Annotated in this window: 14 protein-coding genes and 1 riboswitch; of the genes, 7 read left to right on the top strand and 7 right to left on the bottom strand. The window is 37.4% G+C overall.

The features are described from left to right. Positions 1-11 precede the first annotated feature (11 nt). The 7 genes from ABES02_RS11900 to ABES02_RS11870 all read right to left on the bottom strand — a co-directional run bounded on the left by ABES02_RS11900 (position 12) and on the right by ABES02_RS11870 (position 7,351). Positions 12-1,064, bottom strand: coding sequence for a glycosyltransferase family 4 protein (locus tag ABES02_RS11900; protein WP_430134927.1), 1,053 nt, complete (start codon positions 1,062-1,064; stop codon positions 12-14). Next, a complete protein-coding gene (locus ABES02_RS11895; RefSeq protein WP_430134648.1) occupies positions 1,039-2,355 on the bottom strand; it encodes an O-antigen ligase family protein in 1,317 nt (438 codons plus the stop codon). The genes ABES02_RS11900 and ABES02_RS11895 overlap by 26 nt, the downstream gene beginning before the upstream one ends. Position 2,356: 1 nt before the next feature. After that, entirely contained in the window at positions 2,357-3,814 is a 1,458-nt protein-coding gene (locus ABES02_RS11890; RefSeq protein WP_430134646.1) for an oligosaccharide flippase family protein, read from the bottom strand. A gap of 49 nt (positions 3,815-3,863) precedes the next feature. After that, entirely contained in the window at positions 3,864-4,490 is a 627-nt protein-coding gene (locus tag ABES02_RS11885) for a CpsD/CapB family tyrosine-protein kinase (RefSeq protein ID WP_430134643.1), read from the bottom strand. Then, on the bottom strand, positions 4,483-5,229 hold the full coding sequence (locus ABES02_RS11880; protein WP_430134641.1) for a YveK family protein: 747 nt from the start codon (positions 5,227-5,229) through the stop codon (positions 4,483-4,485). The genes ABES02_RS11885 and ABES02_RS11880 overlap by 8 nt, the downstream gene beginning before the upstream one ends. Before the next feature lie 94 nt (positions 5,230-5,323). Then, on the bottom strand, positions 5,324-6,337 hold the full coding sequence (locus ABES02_RS11875; RefSeq protein ID WP_430134639.1) for a glycosyl hydrolase family 28-related protein: 1,014 nt from the start codon (positions 6,335-6,337) through the stop codon (positions 5,324-5,326). A gap of 75 nt (positions 6,338-6,412) precedes the next feature. Then, positions 6,413-7,351 carry an NAD-dependent epimerase/dehydratase family protein gene (locus tag ABES02_RS11870; RefSeq protein WP_430134636.1) on the bottom strand — a complete coding sequence of 313 codons (939 nt, stop codon included), beginning with the start codon at positions 7,349-7,351 and terminating at the stop codon, positions 6,413-6,415. 384 nt (positions 7,352-7,735) lie between these two features. Between ABES02_RS11870 and ABES02_RS11865 the strand changes: the two genes are divergently transcribed. From ABES02_RS11865 to ABES02_RS11835, 7 genes are all read left to right on the top strand, one after another. Continuing rightward, a complete protein-coding gene (locus tag ABES02_RS11865) occupies positions 7,736-8,092 on the top strand; it encodes a helix-turn-helix domain-containing protein (RefSeq protein WP_430134634.1) in 357 nt (118 codons plus the stop codon). 88 nt (positions 8,093-8,180) lie between these two features. Then, positions 8,181-8,297, top strand: a riboswitch (SAM riboswitch). 81 nt (positions 8,298-8,378) lie between these two features. Beyond that, complete coding sequence (locus ABES02_RS11860; RefSeq protein ID WP_430134631.1) at positions 8,379-9,491, top strand: methionine biosynthesis PLP-dependent protein; 1,113 nt, start codon at positions 8,379-8,381, stop codon at positions 9,489-9,491. Then, the gene (gene metC, locus ABES02_RS11855; protein ID WP_430134628.1) at positions 9,491-10,666 is read left to right on the top strand and encodes a cystathionine beta-lyase; all 1,176 of its coding nucleotides are present in this window, start codon (positions 9,491-9,493) and stop codon (positions 10,664-10,666) included. The genes ABES02_RS11860 and metC overlap by 1 nt, the downstream gene beginning before the upstream one ends. 14 nt (positions 10,667-10,680) lie before the next feature. Beyond that, the gene (locus ABES02_RS11850; protein WP_430134625.1) at positions 10,681-12,546 is read left to right on the top strand and encodes a bifunctional homocysteine S-methyltransferase/methylenetetrahydrofolate reductase; all 1,866 of its coding nucleotides are present in this window, start codon (positions 10,681-10,683) and stop codon (positions 12,544-12,546) included. After that, positions 12,524-15,973, top strand: a complete 3,450-nt coding sequence (gene metH, locus ABES02_RS11845; protein ID WP_430134622.1) for a methionine synthase — start codon at positions 12,524-12,526, stop codon at positions 15,971-15,973. The genes ABES02_RS11850 and metH overlap by 23 nt, the downstream gene beginning before the upstream one ends. Positions 15,974-16,134: 161 nt before the next feature. After that, positions 16,135-16,548: a MarR family winged helix-turn-helix transcriptional regulator gene (locus tag ABES02_RS11840; protein WP_430134619.1), complete on the top strand. Its 414-nt coding sequence runs from the start codon at positions 16,135-16,137 to the stop codon at positions 16,546-16,548. A gap of 12 nt (positions 16,549-16,560) precedes the next feature. Continuing rightward, complete coding sequence (locus tag ABES02_RS11835) at positions 16,561-17,757, top strand: MFS transporter (protein WP_430134616.1); 1,197 nt, start codon at positions 16,561-16,563, stop codon at positions 17,755-17,757. Positions 17,758-17,956: the final 199 nt, after the last annotated feature.

Raw genomic sequence — 17,956 nt, 5'->3', positions numbered from 1 at the left:
TTCATGAAACTTCAACTACAGTTCAAGTACTCTTTTAACGTATTACTTACCATTTGCTCTAACGAAAAATCAGTCTGGACTTTGCTTAAAGCATTTTCAATCAATTGCTTCCTAATCACTTCATTTGCTTTAATATCTAAAATCTTTGAGCAGAAGTCTTCTACTGAATGCTCATTAATAAGGAAACCAGTCTTATTTCCAATTATCGCTTCACCAATCCCGCCTTTATTTATGGAAATGATTGGTGTTCCAACCGCCATCGCCTCTAAAATAACCATTGGGAATACTTCTCGGTAGGATGTAAGTAATAAGAGATCCATCTTTTTAATGAACTCCTCCGGATGGTAAACGGGGCCGACCATCTTGATCTTGTGAACAAGATTTTGTGATTGGATCATATCTTTTATCTTTTCTTTTTCAGGCCCATCACCTGCGATATAAAACATGATATTAGGTATATCGCGAAGCTGATGGGCAATTTTGATAAATAACGCATGATTCTTTTCTTCTGATAACCTCGCTAATATCCCAACCTTGAACGACTCACCCTTATCTTTGTTGTGAAAAGCGAACTGCTTTAAATCAACACCATTATAAACGGTGGTAATTTTACTCGGGGTTATTCCAGCCTTGGCGAGATTTTCCTTTTCAAACTCACTGACAGTGATGATTCTTTCAACATAGTTATTTAATATATGTTTAAAAATAGACGGATATTTTTCCTCAAGAACCGTAATATTATGTTTTGTATAAACAATCTTGAATTTCTTTTTTGTTAACTTCTGAACTGCAATACAGTAAAGGACCATTCTCAAGCTATTCGCATGGATAACGTCTATTTGTTTGTAACTAATCAAATTCCGCAGTTTTTTTAAATTGTGCAGATGCTTTGTTCTACTCATTTCAATAAAGTTGTTCTTATGTTTGATTTTCTCGTACAACTCTCCAGAACCAGCGGCATAGTGAAAAGAAATACTAGGGTGCTGTAATTGATTCTCTAATTTACAAAAATACATTTCTGCCCCGCCTAAAATTAACTTATCGGTTATGACTAGAATATTCATTGTTTCCATCGCTCCGTCCATAATTAACATTCAATTTTATTTTTGGTTTAGAGGAAGTTATGGCAGAAAAAAAAGATGCCTTTTTCTTTTCATTTTTTAGAGAGTATTTTTCTTTATTTAAATAAGTAGCCAAAATAGACAGATACATAAAAAACATGTCGTTAATAATGACCGAAAGGAATGCCATTTGAAGAATGAACCCTACAAATGTTAAGAATAGGTACGGTTTCTTTTTAATTAATTTAATTTGGTAAATTTCAACAAACACTAATAAGATAAATAGACAAAAGCATGTTATTCCTAATAACCCCGACTCCGACAATATTTCCAAAAATGTGTTATGAACTAGCAAGTTAGTTCCATATTGGAAAAAGTTGTAGTCAGAAAAATTAAAGGCTCCAATTCCAAAAACCATATGTGAAGTAAAGTAATCCCATGCTCTCCCCCATAATTCTAGCCGACCACTTCCACCATCCTGTGATAGGTCTCCAACTCTCGATTGTAAAATTCCGAATATATCAAAATGCAGATAGACGATTGTAATATACACAGATACCAATAGTGAGACAGTTAATCCTACTATTAATTTTAATTGCTTCATTGGGTTATTGATTACTATATAAATCAGTACGAGAAATGCCATGATTAATATTCCGCCTCTGGAAAAGGTTAATAGATTTGCAATAATGCAGAGCAGCAATCCAAGCTTATTTTTTAACGACTTAGAGTTACAAAGAAAATAAGAAAAGAAGAGTGTATTATAAAACACAAAGAAATTAGGATCCTGCAGCAGTCCAATTAATCGGGGGTAATCTCTATCTAACAAAACTCCGAATTGGTAAACTCTATCTCCTTCAAACACAAAACCAAGACTTTTTAATCCAACAAAATAAAGAGTCAAACTTGCAACATTAAACAGGATTCCAGCATCTGCAATAGCTCTTTCAATCACTAAATCTCTTGCGTTTCCAATAACAGATTTCATAATAAAATAACAAAAAATATAAAGGATGATTCCACAAATGATTCTGATACTTGAGGCAGGATATAAGGCAAAGGACCCAGATAAGCTATACATCGTGTAAAATAACAACATTGCCATTTCAAACAAATGAAGTCTTTGGAAGTAAAATGAACCGATATGAACTGTTAAAAACAAGATCAAGAAAATCATATACGGCTTTATTGCAAAACCTACATAAATGTAATAGTTTGCCAATGTTACTAATAGAAAAAGAAGGAAGATTGAAAAGCTGTAGTAATAAGATTTTGGAGTTAATTGATTATTCACCTTAAACCCCCTCAGGTTTCTTCGTTTTCCATCTTTGATTGATTCCTAATGTTTTTACATACCTATGGATCTTTTCTCTATTCTCTTTATCGACTAAAACCAACAATGACAATAAAACAAAATGGACCGCCATTGCTAAAAGAGGGAATGCTCCTAGAAAATAGTCGATGCTGCATAAGCTAGCAATAAAAAAGGATACGTAAGGTACGATTACCCTTTTGGCAATAATCCAGCGATTAGGGATACATATCCAAAAGCCGCAGAAGGCAATTGCTTCTATCACGACACCGGCAAAAGCTGCACCAACAACGCCAAAAAATTTACTAAATAGGATATAAAGAAAGACGCCAGAAATGACCGAAATTAATTGAACAAAAGTCCGATATGTTTGTAATGCTCGTGTCGTTAATCCATCAGCTAGTGCAATATTTATCGCCTGTATTGTGAGGAGTACAGACAATATTTTCAGTGGAAGAGCGGCTTGAATCCACTTATCACTGAACAACAAGTGAATAACAAAATCTGACATGTAATAAAATGGTATGGTCATGGCCATCCCGACTAAGGAAATGATTTTTAGCAGCGCAATATTGTGTCTTAAATGATCATCAAAACGATTATTATTAAAGGCTCTAAACATCACTGGGTAATAAGCCCCGGCAACTATAAATGGAATTTGCTGCAATGCTTGGGGAATTCGATAAGCCACAGCAAAAACCCCAACTTCTTTAAGGCTTATAGTGTTTTCCAATACTAGTGGTCCTAATTGCGGAAGCAATACAAATAGTAATCCACCTAACGTAAAAGACCCTAAATTTTGTAATAGTCCTTTATGAAATCGACTTTTTAAACGGATCTTCACATTTTTACTCACTAGGTAAACCCCAATAATACCAGCCGTTAAATAAGAAAGGCCATATAATGTGCACATAATCAGTGGATCAAAATGAAGGAACATTCCTAATAAAAGAGTCACTACTAAACAAAAGGAAGAAATAATCCGGATTAATCCGTTATATTGCATTTTCTCAATCAGTTGAAAATAAGTAGTCCCAATACTTTGTAAAGCAATGCCTGAAACCATTGGAATCATTAAAATATAGGCTGTTTGTATTAGTTCTGGCTGTCCCGGGTGAATTATATGAAAAATAATAAATCCACATAGAAATGATGCAAAAAGCAAACCCATTCTCATTTTTACATAGGAGGAAATAAGGTTGGATATATCAACCTGTTTCTTTGAACCCTCTCTTAAGACGATGACACTTAGTCCTGCATCTGAAAAATAGCCCATAATCATGGCAAAGGCTAACACGACGCTAAACATACCATAAGCGTTTTTATCTAAATAATGAGCTAAAACGATTAGTGCGATTGCATTTAAGCCATTGGATAATGCTGTGCTATAAAACAAATGTAAGATATTCTTTACGATCGAATTTTTCTTTGATTTTTCCATGAGATAGCCACCTTATTTCAACACCTTGATTCTGTCATCCAATTCCTGCTCAGCCTGTTTGATAAATGACTCCGAAAATTTTATTATTCGTTCTTTCTAAATTTTCCTTTGTTTTAAGAACCTCTTCTTTCTTTGTTTTATTTTCTTTAATCACCAGAATAACTCCATCACATTGACTTGCTAGAACTTGTGAATCTGCTGCCGTTAAATAAGGAGCAGCTTCAAAAATTACGACATCAAATTCTGATTCACAATTCCTAACCAATTCTATTACTTTATTTGTTACCCAAATTTCTGAAGGATTTAGAGGAATAGGACCAGTTGGCAGAATAAACAAGCCTGGAACATACGTTTCTCTAATATGAAGTTTGATCTCGTCCTCATTTACAATCACATTCGTGAACCCACTCTGATTTTGCATCTGAAACCAATGGTGGAGAGATGGGTTACGGGTATTGGCATCAACTAATAGTACTGATTTTCCCTGTTCTACAAAGGAAATGGCCAATTTAGATGAAATGATTGACTTTTCACCATCTTCACTGGTAGAGGTTACCATTAATATCGCAGACTTACCTTCGGAAATAGATTCTAAATTAGTTCTTATTATCCGAATTTGTTCATTACTTATAGGATCTTGCATTATTTTTTTGGTTTGATCTTTTTTCTTAAACACTAATTTGCCCCCTTTTATTTTCAGTTAAGATGGCCGCCTGTTGCTTTCTTCCCTTACTTTTATTAATAGATTTTCGTTTAATACTTTTTAATTTTACTTCCCCTAATATTGGTAATCCTCCGATACCTTCAATCTCTTTAACATCCTTAATCGAATCGTCCCAATACTCCCTAAACATCGCAAGGGCAACTCCAAGAAAAATTCCGATTACGATTCCGATTGCTACATTTAATGTTAAACTCCCAACGCGCTTAATAGAGGGATCACCATTTACAAGTGCTATATCTTGAACATTTAACTGTTCACGCATTTTATTTACAGATGTATTAGCAATGATATCGGCGCGCTTTTTAGCTTCATTCTCATCGTGATCTCTTACCACTACATTGACTATTTGTGAATTTCTATTGTTTTGAACGACTATCTGTTCCTCTAATTTCTCCAAGTCTTTATCATTCATATCCAGCTCTTTTTGAACTGAATTCAGCACAATCGGACTTTTGATTAAATCCATGGTTGTGGCCAACAGGGTACTAAGTGCTTGTGTATCACTATAATTACCATCATCCTTTGTGAGCTTGCCAATTATAATACCCGCAGTTGCATCATAAGTTGGCTTTAATATAAACAAGGATATGCCCACAGTAATAAGCGAAACACATATTACGGTTACAATGATGGTGACAATTCTCTTTCTAATAATGCGAAAAAACTTTTTCAGATCAATTCTTTCGTCCATATTGACCTCCAAAATTCAAAAATTTTTATTATTCTGGTAATTTTATAGAGACTGGTTTAAATGGTTAATAGTCTTTTTAATTTGAGGATATATACTACTTCGAACTTTTTGCGTTCTCCTCCGGTGAAGAATAATAATTATGCAACCCTTTATCTTTAATATAGGTTGACTCAATATTCGAATATAAACTATTCCTGGTTGAGGCTTTTGAAAATTCTATTATTTCCTTTTTCGACTTTAAAATATGAACATCCCAAATGATTCCTTCGAATTTATTATCTGAACCACTTACCTTTATTGCATCTTTTGTAATTTTGGAAACTTGAATTTGAAGTCCGCTAAAATCATTACCAGAACTTTCATTTGGAACACTCATCGAACTTTTAATGTCAATGCCTGTTATACAATCATCCAACGTAAGATTAATAAAGCGATTTCCGTTAATGAAGCTATATTTATCATCCTTTGGTTTTACAGCTTCCAATTTAACTCCGGTATGGAAGCCTGCAATTTTCAAGTCAGAAAAATTAACAAAGCAAATGAAATGACCAGGTCCACCTGCGTAAAGATGAAGGGCTGTCCCCTTATGTGATCCGCTATTGTTTAAGATGGTTACATTTTTGATTTGGGTTCTATCCGCTGACCAAATTTTTTGATTACCGTCTAAATAAATAACATCTAAATCAAAGTTAGAATGATTTATTTCGATAATCCCATTTGTGATGGACGCATTTTTTTTCAGGACAATTGCCTGGAAGTTGCCTTCTATACTTAATCTAGTATTTTGATCAAACTCTAATTCAACACCCTCTTTTAATACTAGCCCTTTCGTGATAATATAACGCTTATTCCCTTGCAGCCTTACTTTTCCAAGTTTCGAATCATGGCTATAATTTATGGCGTCCTGTATGGCTTTATAATCGTCTTTTGAATCTTCACCATTGGCTCCAAATTCATCGACATTAACATAATCGTTTTGCACACTACCTGCCCTTGTTACCTCCAGTTTTCCCTTGGTCATGTTATCCTTGTCAATGATATAGAAAGCAATAATGACTGCTGATAAAATAATCGCTGAAAAATATAGAATTGTACTCCTTTTGTTCATAATTGCTCCTAACAGTTCATAATTTACACTTTATATAGATTGTAAGTATCCATTAAAACGAACGAAGAATTTTATTTATTCCACCAATAAGTACTTTTTCTTCGATTCTGTTTCGAACCATTGATAAGTTTTAATTAAACCCTGTTGAAAGTTATGAAGTGGTTCCCAATCTAGATCCCTTTTCATCTTTGAATTATCCAACCTTGAAAATTTGATATCACCTTTTTTAGGCTCTTGATAGATTACTTTCTTTATATTGGCCAAATTCTCCAGGATATAGATTAAATCATTAACACTTGTCTCAGTATTGGTGGATAGATTATAGACCCCTTTTAATTCAAATTGGACACCGCGATAGATAGCATCAGCAACATCTTCTACATATATAAAGTCCCTTGTTTGCTCCCCGTCACCATAAACTTGAAGAGGATGCCCCGCTAAAACACTATTAATAAATATTGAAATAACCCCGCCTTCGCCCACTGTTCCTTGTTTTGGACCATAAACATTTGAAAAACGGTAGCTGAGGGTTTCGATACCAAATACTTCCTTCCATTTTTTACAGTAAACTTCGCCAACCCATTTATTGATTCCATAAGGGGATAGAGGGTTGCACAATGCATCTTCCTTTAATGGAATTTCTTCATTAAGCCCATAAACCGCTGCCGAGGAGGCAAAAACTACTTTTTTAACACCGTATTGCTCTGATAACTGCAGAATGTTGGCTAAACCAAGGACATTTGATTGAGCATCCAGGTAAGGGTTATCCATTGATTTTGTTACATTCACTTGTGCTGCCAGGTGTATGACGACATCGAATCTATTAGATTGAAATACTTCCTTACACATTGGATCTTCCACACTTAATTGATAAAATTTATGTTTGAATTTTACATTTTCCGGATTTCCTGTTGAGAGATTATCAATTATGGAAATTTCGTGACCTTCTAAAAAAAATTTTTCAGCAACAAAAGAACCAATAAATCCATACCCACCTGTTACTAGTACTTTCATGATTTCACCTCTGTATCCTAAAATAATTGATTTATTGGGCATATCTATTTTGTTTGTAATATAGAACAGATGAGGTAAAAAAATATCGTTGCTCCCTATCTAAAATTAAATTCGTTAATAAGAACATTATAAACCCTCAAATCAAAAAAGCAACCTCAAAAAAACCGATTTTCGCTTGTTTTTTCGTAATTAATGGCAATTTTCTCTTAAAAAATCGAATTTTCTATATTTTTTGTTCTTTAAAATGAACTAATTATGTTGTAAAATATTAAAAGATACATGATATTTTGATATATATATATTGAACATTGATTCCAAAAGCTTTCTTTTTATGAAACACTTGATAGGTTTATATTAAATAATTATGGTAATGAGGAGAAACTTATGATTGGAGAGCGAATAAAAAAATTAAGAGACGAAAAAGGGTATTCCATTACTGAACTTGCAGAGTTGGCTAATATTTCTAAATCCTATTTAAGCTACATCGAACGGAATCTTAATAAAAACCCCTCTATTCATTTTTTAATGAAGCTAGCGAAGACTTTAGATGTTTCCATGGAGTATTTACTAACTGGAATGAATCAGACAGATGATCATACTATGAATTCAAATGGAAAGGACTTTTTGGATAAGGAGTGGCAAATTATTATCGAAACAGCTATTAAAGAAGGAATGAATAAAGATGATTTCAAGGAATACATTAACTTTATTAAATTTAAAAACTGGGAAAAAAGTCGGTGAAAGCGCTTTATCCAATTAAATGGTTAAAAAACCAATTGACACAACGTCCTCCATGTAGTAAATTTTATAAATAATCTAAATATTTATTTTCTTATCAAGAGAGGTTGAGGGAATGGCCCGAAGACACCTCAGCAACCTTCAATGGTTTTTTTCATTGAAAAGGTGCTAAGTCCTGCAAATTATTTGCTAATTTGCGAGATAAGAAGAATGACAATGTGTTCGGCTAACAAAAGTCTTCTTCTTATAAGAAGGCTTTTTTTATTTATAAAAACAAGGAGTGTGCGTTATGTACAAAATTGATACGAAACTTGCCCAAATTGGAAATCGCAGTGAAACAACTACTGGAACCGTGAACCCGCCTGTTTATTTTTCAACAGCCTTCCGCCACGAGGGAATTGGGCAATCTACTGGGTTTGATTATACTCGAACAGGGAATCCAACACGCCAGCTCCTTGAAAAAACGATTGCCGACTTAGAGGGCGGCGATCAAGGCTATGCTTGCAGCTCGGGAATGGCAGCTATTTTAACGATCCTAGCTTTATTTGAATCAGGTGATGAATGGCTTGTTAGCGAGGATTTATATGGAGGAACTTACCGTTTATTAGAAAAAGGTTATAAAAAATGGGGCTTAAAGAGTCAATATGTTAACACCTGTTGTCCGGAAGAGGTCGAAAAGAAAATCACATCGCAAACAAAGGCCATTTTCCTAGAGACTCCTACCAATCCACTGATGCAGGAAGCAGATATTGCAGCAATCTCCAAGATTGCCAAACAACATGACATACTGCTGATTGTTGACAATACTTTCTATACTCCACTCCTACAGCAGCCCATTGCACTTGGCGCAGATATTGTGATCCACAGCGCAACAAAATATTTAGGTGGCCATAATGATGTTCTTGCTGGGCTTGTTGTAGCCAAAGGGAAGGAACTTTGTGAAGCATTAGCCTTCCATCATAATGGCGCAGGTGCCGTATTGAGTCCATTCGATTCCTGGCTATTAATGCGCGGTATGAAGACTTTATCCCTTCGGATGAAACAGCACGAAAAAAATGCTAAGGCTGTCGTAGAATATCTTGGCAAACATGAAGGGGTTACAGATGTCCTTTATCCAGGTCGAGGCGGCATGGTTTCTTTCCGAGTTAAAGACGAATCATGGGTTAATCCTTTTTTACAGAACTTAAAGCTGATTAGTTTTGCCGAAAGTTTAGGCGGTACGGAGAGCTTTATTACTTATCCAGCAACACAAACTCATGCGGATATTCCGGAAGAAATTAGGATTCAATCTGGTGTCTGCAACAGATTATTGCGTTTTTCAGTCGGAATTGAAGATTCAGAGGATATCCTTTTTGACCTTAAGCAGGCATTTGCCAAAGTAAGTGAAGGAGTGATTGTGTAATGGAGTCGGAAGAATATTGTTTTGAAACGAAGCTTCTTCATAATAAACACAAAGTTGATCCTGTTACTGGTGCGGTAAGTGTGCCGATTCAGCATGCCTCTACTTTTCATCAGTTTGATATCGATCAGTTTGGTAAATTTGATTACGCACGCAGTGCAAACCCTACTCGTGAAGCACTTGAGGATGTGATTGCGGAGCTTGAGGGCGGAATAAAAGGATTTGCCTTTTCTTCCGGAATGGCTGCTATATCCACAGCATTTCTTCTGTTATCTTCTGGGGACCATGTTGTTATCACTGAGGATGTGTACGGCGGAACGTTTCGCATGGTAACGGAAGTTCTGACTCGATTTGGAATTGAGCATACTTTTGTCGATATGACCGATTTGGATCAAGTTAAACAAGCTATTAAACCTAATACAAAGGCATTTTATGTAGAAACACCATCAAATCCTTTATTGAAGGTAACGGATATTCAGGCGATTAGTGTGCTTGCGAAGGAAATTAATGCTTTAACCTTTGTGGATAATACTTTTCTTACTCCTGCCTTACAAAAGCCTTTAGAGCTAGGCGCAGATGTTGTGCTCCATAGTGCGACTAAGTTTTTATCCGGACATAGTGATGTTGTGGCCGGTCTTGCTGTTGTAAAGGACGAAAATTTGGCGAAGCGGCTTTATTTCCTACAAAATTCGTTTGGAGCAGTTCTTGGGGTTCAGGATGCATGGTTAGTACTAAGAGGACTGAAAACTCTACATGTCCGTCTCGAACAATCACAAAAATCAGCCAATAAGGTTGCTCAATTTTTACAGGCAAATCCGCTTGTTAAAAAAGTTTATTATCCAGGACTTGAAAATCACCCAGAGTTTGAATTGCAGAAAGCCCAAGCTATCGGCGCTGGCGCTGTATTATCATTTGAATTGGCTGATGAAGATGCCGTCCGATCGTTTGTTTCAAACGTAAAAATTCCTGTTTTTGCGGTAAGCCTTGGAGCAGTGGAATCGATTTTATCTTACCCGGCCAAAATGTCCCATGCAGCCATGCCGCAAGCGGAGAGAGAAAAGCGCGGAATCAAGAATAGTTTGCTGCGGTTATCTGTTGGTCTTGAGAATCCTGATGATCTGATTAAGGATTTTTCACAGGCGTTGGCAATGCAGTACCAAAACGATTTGGTCTATTAACGAGGAGAATGTTTATGAGCTTTTTAGAAAAATTAAAAAATCAAATCTTAATAGCCGACGGAGCCATGGGTACGCTTCTTTATTCGTATGGGAAAGACAGTTGTTTGGAAGAATTAAATCTTTCCCAGCCAGACCACATCCAAACGATCCATAAATCCTATATTGATGCAGGTGCTGACGTTATCCAAACCAACACATATGCGGCAAACTATTTGAAACTGCAAAGATATGGCTTGGAGGATTCTGTAAAGGAAATTAACAGTGCTGCAGTTACAATAGCTAAAAAGGCTGCAACCCATAACAATTCGTACATCCTTGGAACGATTGGTGGAAATCGAGGAGTTAAGCCGGATTCCATTTCTATAGAAGAATTAAAGCGAAGCTTTCGTGAACAGTTATATTGCCTGCTTCTTGAGGGAGTGGATGGATTACTACTAGAAACCTTTTACGACCTCGAAGAACTTGAAACCATTCTGACGATTGCCAGAAAGGAAACCAAACTGCCAATTATTGCTCAGGTCTCCCATCAGGAGCCAGGATTTTTGCAGGATCGAACTCCTGTCAATGATGCCTTAACACGACTTGAAGCACTTGGTGCCGATGTCGTCGGCCTTAATTGCCGTCTTGGTCCTCACCATATGCTGTTAGCGCTAGAACAGATTGAATTGCCATCATATGCTTTTTTATCGGCCTACCCTAATGCCAGTCTACCTGCGTATACCGACGGAAAATTCCATTATGAAGGAGATGCAGATTACTTCCGAAAATCGGCTCAAAGCTTTAGAAATGAAGGCGTCCGTTTACTAGGAGGCTGTTGTGGTACCACACCGGCACACATTAAAGCCTTTGCTACTGAACTAAAGAATAGTGTCCCTATTGTCGAAAAAGTAGTAAAATTGAAACAAAAGAAAATAATCGTTGAGTCCTTGGCAGCGAAAAGGGATCTTGCTCCTCTACAACAAATTGTGAAAGAAAGACCATCTGTAATTGTAGAATTAGATCCTCCTAGAAAGCTAGATACTACTAAATTTTTCGAAGGGGCTAAAGCATTAAAGGAAGCGGGAATTGATGCGATTACACTTGCAGATAATTCGTTAGCAACGGTTCGCATTTCCAATGAATCATTGGGTTATTTAGTAAAACAAGATTTAGGAATGCGTCCTCTCATTCATATTGCTTGCCGCGACCGTAATATTATTGGCTTGCAATCTCATTTAATGGGGCTTCACACGCTAGGGATGAATGATGTTCTCGTTATAACAGGTGATCCTGCTAGGGTTGGAGATTTCCCGGGTGCTTCATCTGTATATGATGTCTCATCGTTTGAGCTTATCAAAATGATAAAGGCAATGAATGATGGGTTGTCATACTCCGGAAAGGATTTGGGACAAAAAACTGCTTTTAGCATCGCAGCAGCCTTTAACCCAAATGTCCGCTCTCTCGAGAAAGCAGTTAAAAGAATGGAGAAAAAAGTTGAATTTGGAGCCGATTATTTTATTACACAGCCTGTATTCTCTGAAGAAAAATTAATTGAAGTCTATGAAAATACTAAGCATTTGGAAGCACCTATTTATATTGGCTTAATGCCTTTGACTGGCAGTAAAAATGCGGAGTTCCTTCATAATGAAGTACCTGGAATCAAAATAGCTGATTCCATACGTGAAAGGATGGCAATTCTGAATGACCATCCGCAACAAGCAACCCGCCTTGGCATTGAAATTACAAAGTCATTAATTGACACGGCATTAGATTTATTTAACGGAATTTATTTAATTACACCATTTTTACGTTATGAACTAACCGCTGAACTGGCCCAATACGCCAATCAGCGTGCAAGTCAAGTGAGGAGGAACAACATTGCCGAAAACATCATTCTCTGATCAATTAAAGAAACGAATCCTCGTTATGGACGGTGCCATGGGAACCATGCTCCAGCGTGCCAATCTTACCGCAGATGATTTTGGCGGCGAGGAATACGATGGCTGCAATGAAAATCTAAACTTAACCGCTCCATCGGTTATTGCTAATATTCACCGAGAGTATTTACAAGCAGGAGCAGATATTATCGAGACTAACACATTTGGGGCAACCAGCATTGTCCTCGATGAATATGGTCTCGGCTACAAAGCCTATGAAATCAATAAAATCGCTGCGATGATTGCGATTGGTGAGGTACAAAAAGTTTATTCCGAGGAATGGCCTCGCTTTGTTGCGGGTTCCATGGGGCCGACAACGAAAACGCTAAGTGTGACCGGGGGAACAACCTTTGATGAACTTGCAGCCAGCTATGAGGAACAAGCGCTTGGTTTAATTGATGGCGGCGTAGACCTTCTTTTGCTAGAAACAAGCCAAGATATGTTGAATGTTAAAGCTGGGTTTGCAGGCATTCAAAGTGCTTTTGCAAAAACTGGTACAACACTTCCGATTGTAATATCTGGAACAATTGAACCAATGGGCACTACCCTTGCCGGTCAAGCTATTGAAGCATTCTATATTTCGGTTGAGCACATGAATCCCATTGCTGTTGGACTTAATTGTGCTACTGGTCCTGAGTTTATGCAGGATCATATTCGTTCCCTTTCCAATCTTGCTACAACGGCTGTTAGCTGTTATCCAAATGCTGGCTTGCCTGATGAGGATGGACACTACCATGAAACACCGGAAATTCTAGCGAAAAAATTATCCGATTTTGCGGCCCATGGTTGGCTAAATATTGTTGGGGGCTGTTGTGGAACAACTCCTGAACATATTAAAGCAATTTCGGATGCCATGAAAAACTATAAACCAAGAGAAACGAATCAGTCGAATGTTCACATGGTTTCTGGTATTGAGCCGTTTGTATACGATGATCCTACACTAAGACCAATCATGGTTGGTGAACGAACAAATGTTATTGGGTCTCGTAAATTTAAACGACTGATTACTGAAGGAAAATTCGAGGAAGCTTCTGAAGTTGCTCGTGCGCAGGTTAAGGGTGGAGCACATGTTATTGATATTTGCTTAGCTGATCCTGATCGTGATGAAATTGTCGATATGGAGAATTTTATTAAAGAGGTAGTGAAGAAGGTTAAAGTTCCACTTGTTATCGACTCAACTGATGAAAAAGTTATTGAAAAAGCTCTTAAATATTCGCAAGGAAAAGCGATTATCAATTCGATTAACCTTGAAGACGGTGAGGAGCGTTTTGAAGCGGTTGTACCTTTAATTCACAAATATGGAGCAGCTGTTGTCGTTGGAACCATTGATGAGAAAGGCATGGGGGTTACGGCTGAGAAAAAGCTAGAAATCGCTAAGCGTTCCCATGATCTTTTAGTAAATAAATACGGTCTTAAATCCCAAGATTTGATTTTTGATCCATTAGTTTTTCCAGTCGGTACCGGTGATGAACAATATATTGGCTCGGCCAAAGCGACTGTTGAAGGAATTCGGTTAATAAAAGAACAACTACCGGGGGTTCAAACAATTTTAGGGATTAGTAACGTGAGTTTCGGTCTTCCTCCTGTTGGAAGAGAAATCCTTAATTCTGTGTTTTTGTTTCACTGTACACAGGCAGGATTGGATTATGCAATTGTTAATACGGAGAAACTTGAACGATTTGCTTCTATATCCAAAGATGAAGTTGCTTTAGCAGATGATCTTCTTTTTAATACCACAGATGCAACATTAGCCACTTTTACAGAATTTTATCGTGGTAAAAAGAAAGAGGCTAAGAGTACCCTACCAGATATGACTTTAGAAGAGCGTCTCTCCTATTATGTCGTCGAGGGCACAAAGGAAGGCTTACTTCCGGATTTAGATTTAGCGCTAGAACGCTATCCTGCCCCGCTTGATATCATTAATGGACCATTAATGGACGGGATGAAGGAAGTTGGCCGGCTTTTTAACGATAACCAATTAATTGTTGCCGAGGTTCTACAAAGTGCTGAAGTCATGAAGGCATCCGTAGCTCATTTAGAGCCACATATGGAAAAAGGCGATGTTTCCTCCACCAAAGGAAAAGTTTTATTAGCAACAGTTAAAGGGGATGTCCATGATATTGGCAAAAACCTTGTTGATATCATTCTTAGCAATAACGGCTATGATGTTCATGATCTAGGTATCAAAGTGACTCCGACAGAATTGGTTCAAGCCATCCAAAAAGAAAAACCAGATATGGTCGGGCTTTCTGGGTTGCTCGTAAAATCTGCTCAGCAGATGGTGTTAACGGCCCAAGATATGAAGGAAGCTGGTATTTCCTTGCCGATTTTAGTAGGCGGAGCTGCACTTTCCCGAAAGTTTACTGATACCAGAATTGCTAAAGAGTACGATGGGCTTGTTCTTTACGCTAAAGATGCGATGACCGGTTTATCACTTGCCAATCAGCTGCAAACACCTGAAGAACACGAGAAACTCTTTGCAGAAAAACAAGAAAAATTGGCTGCCGCTGATATTCCAAGAGATATTCCAACCCGTTCTGCGGTATCTGTTGCTGTAAAACCAAAACCTTCTGTATCTACAACGGTCCCGGTTTTTACTCCAATGGACACTAAAAAACATATTTTAAGGACTTATTCTTTGTCACATATCGAGCCTTATATTAATATGCAGATGCTTATAGGACACCATCTTGGGGTTAAAGGAAAAATTGCAAAATTACTAGCTGAAAAGGATGAAAAAGCATTAAAAGTAAAAGAAGTGGTTGATCAATTGCTGGCAGATGCAAGTGCAAACCATTGGATTACGCCTCAAGCAGTATATCAATTTTTCCCTGCTCAATCTGATGGTAACAAAGTAATTATTTTTAATCCTGAAAAACCAGATGAGGTCATTGAAACGTTTGACTTCCCTCGTCAGGATTCTGCACCGTTCCTTTGTTTAGCAGATTTTATCAAATCAGTTGACAGTGGAGTAAAAGATTATGTTGGATTTTTCACTGTAACTGCTGGAAGAGGAATTCGTGAAAAAGCAGATCAGTTTAAAAATGATGGACGTTTTCTTGAAAGTCATACTCTTCAAGCTTTAGCACTTGAGACCGCAGAGGGCTTCGCCGAATTGATTCACCGTCAGATGCGCGATCGCTGGGGATTCCCGGATCCACTAGATTTCTCAATGCAAGATCGCTTTACTGCTAAATATCAAGGACAGCGCTTCTCGTTCGGTTATCCTGCATGTCCTGACTTAGAGGACCAGAAAAAATTATTCAAACTGATTCAGCCGGAAGAAATCGGAATTCAGCTGACAGAAGGCTGTATGATGGAACCAGAAGCGTCAGTTTCAGCAATGGTATTTGCACACCCAGAGGCAAGATACTTTAATGTGTTAAGATAAGTTATTATTTATTCCGCGGAAATCAGTGGTTTTTCCGCGGATTTTTTATTTTATTTCCGCTAAACTAGTCCCCGCTCCTATTTGTGATCATTCCTTGACAATTATTATAAAAAGGAATATAGTTACCTAGGTAACTAATTGGACTTTGGAGTGAATCCACATTGAATACCCACGAATTATTTCATACACTACATCAACTTTCACGGCATCTTACAAATACCCTTAATGAGGCATTGAAACCATTAGGCATATATGGCTCACAATGGTCGGTAATCTTCGTTCTAAAAACCAAAGGTTCATTAACTCAGAGAGAATTGTGTGATTACCTATTTGTCGAAGCACCGCCAATGACACGTACAATTCAACGACTAGTTAAACAAGGATACGTCAGGCAGGTTCCCGGAAAAGACAAACGCGAGAAAATCATTCAGTTAACCGATTCAGCATTAACAGAGTATCCAGAATGGGAAAAAGCTGTATTTGAATCGAATGATTCTTTATTGAAAAATTTTCCTGTATCTTCCCAGCAAGATCTTTTAACATTGCAAAAAAGCTGGCTGCATCAGCTTAAATAAGGAGTGCATCAAATGAATAGCACAAAATTATGGACGAAAGATTTTATAAGTATCTCGCTTAGTAACTTCTTTCTTTTCCTAACCTTTTATTTTCTACTTGTTACCCTGCCAAATTTAGCCCTGCAAGAATTTCACAGTAGTGCATCTGAGGCTGGTTTGATGACTACTGTATTCTTAGTCTCGGCAATTATTGCCCGTCCCATTACCGGGCAATGGCTGGAGAGGGCAGGACATCAAAAGATTCTTTTAACAGCTCTTATTATTTTCTTTGGAGCATCGCTATTTTACTTTTTCCCAAAAACAATTTCTAGTATGCTAATGATTCGTTTTTTACATGGGATTGGTTTTGGAATGGCAACAACTGCTGCCGGTACAATTGTCGCTGATATTATTCCCAATTCACGCCGGGGAGAAGGCATGGGGTACTTTATCATGTCTGCCAATCTTGCAATGGTCATCGGTCCATTTATCGGCATTACTGCTATGAATCAATGGGGACCAAAAGTGTTATTTACACTTAGTGTAATCGGTGCATTAGCATCCTTCATCGCAGGTCTATTTGTAAAAGTAGGAAATAAATTTCAAAATCAACAGAAGGTTGCATATTCTACTTTTTCATTTCGTAACTTCTTTGAGGCTTCCGCCGTTCCAATTTCAATAATTGGTGCTTTCTTTGCACTTGTTTATTCATCGATTCTTTCCTTCGTCAATGTCTATGCAAACGAAGTTCACTTATCAGCCGTATCAAGTCTTTTCTTTGTAGTTTATGCAGTTGTCCTTTTGATTTCTAGACCTTTTACAGGTAAATTATTTGACCTTCGCGGGCCAAATGTGATTGTGTTTCCTTCCATTGTATTATTTGCAATCGGAATGTTTTTCTTAAGTAATAGCGGTACAGCCGGAACTTTCCTTTTCTCAGCAGCTCTAATTGGCTTAGGATGGGGAACACTTTTTCCGACGTTTCAAACCATCGCCCTTCAAGATGCCCCTCCTAAAAAACGCGGGCTTGCGACCGCTACCTTCTTATCGATTTTTGATACAGGTATTGGTCTAGGTTCCTTCGTTGTTGGCTTGTTGGTTGCAAAAATGGGCTTTGGTTCGTTTTACTTCTTAAGTTCATTTTATATCCTTGTCGGGATTGTCCTTTATTACTTCCTTCATTCGCGGAAGCAAGAGCCTGGAAAGGAATATAAAGAGCGTATAAATTAATAAATTTTATTAGCCCTCCTTGAGCTTCAAGGGGGGCTTCATATTGAAATTATTTTTTTAGAATCTCATTTATTTTCTCATATTCTTCGACATCAATTTCTCCAGATGCCAATCTTTTTGCAAGGATAAACTGTGCATCTCCGTTACCTCGGAAGCACATTCTGCCCCTGCGACGCCACATGATCAGATTAGCAACTAA

The organism is Neobacillus pocheonensis, assembly GCF_050477905.1.
GTDB classification, from domain to species: Bacteria; Bacillota; Bacilli; order Bacillales; family Cytobacillaceae; genus Neobacillus; species Neobacillus pocheonensis_A.
Note: the sequence above shows the minus strand (reverse complement) of the source record. Positions and strands in the feature narration are given on the sequence as shown.

What these genes read in the sequence shown, in the direction of transcription:
- ABES02_RS11900 (WP_430134927.1), bottom strand. Translation starts at nt 1,064, where the DNA reads ATGAATATTCTAGTCATAACCGATAAGTTAATTTTAGGCGGGGCAGAA.
- ABES02_RS11890 (WP_430134646.1), bottom strand. Translation starts at nt 3,814, where the DNA reads ATGGAAAAATCAAAGAAAAATTCGATCGTAAAGAATATCTTACATTTG.
- ABES02_RS11880 (WP_430134641.1), bottom strand. Translation starts at nt 5,229, where the DNA reads ATGGACGAAAGAATTGATCTGAAAAAGTTTTTTCGCATTATTAGAAAG.
- ABES02_RS11875 (WP_430134639.1), bottom strand. Translation starts at nt 6,337, where the DNA reads ATGAACAAAAGGAGTACAATTCTATATTTTTCAGCGATTATTTTATCA.
- ABES02_RS11870 (WP_430134636.1), bottom strand. Translation starts at nt 7,351, where the DNA reads ATGAAAGTACTAGTAACAGGTGGGTATGGATTTATTGGTTCTTTTGTT.
- ABES02_RS11865 (WP_430134634.1), top strand. Translation starts at nt 7,736, where the DNA reads ATGATTGGAGAGCGAATAAAAAAATTAAGAGACGAAAAAGGGTATTCC.
- ABES02_RS11860 (WP_430134631.1), top strand. Translation starts at nt 8,379, where the DNA reads ATGTACAAAATTGATACGAAACTTGCCCAAATTGGAAATCGCAGTGAA.
- metC (WP_430134628.1), top strand. Translation starts at nt 9,491, where the DNA reads ATGGAGTCGGAAGAATATTGTTTTGAAACGAAGCTTCTTCATAATAAA.
- ABES02_RS11850 (WP_430134625.1), top strand. Translation starts at nt 10,681, where the DNA reads ATGAGCTTTTTAGAAAAATTAAAAAATCAAATCTTAATAGCCGACGGA.
- ABES02_RS11835 (WP_430134616.1), top strand. Translation starts at nt 16,561, where the DNA reads ATGAATAGCACAAAATTATGGACGAAAGATTTTATAAGTATCTCGCTT.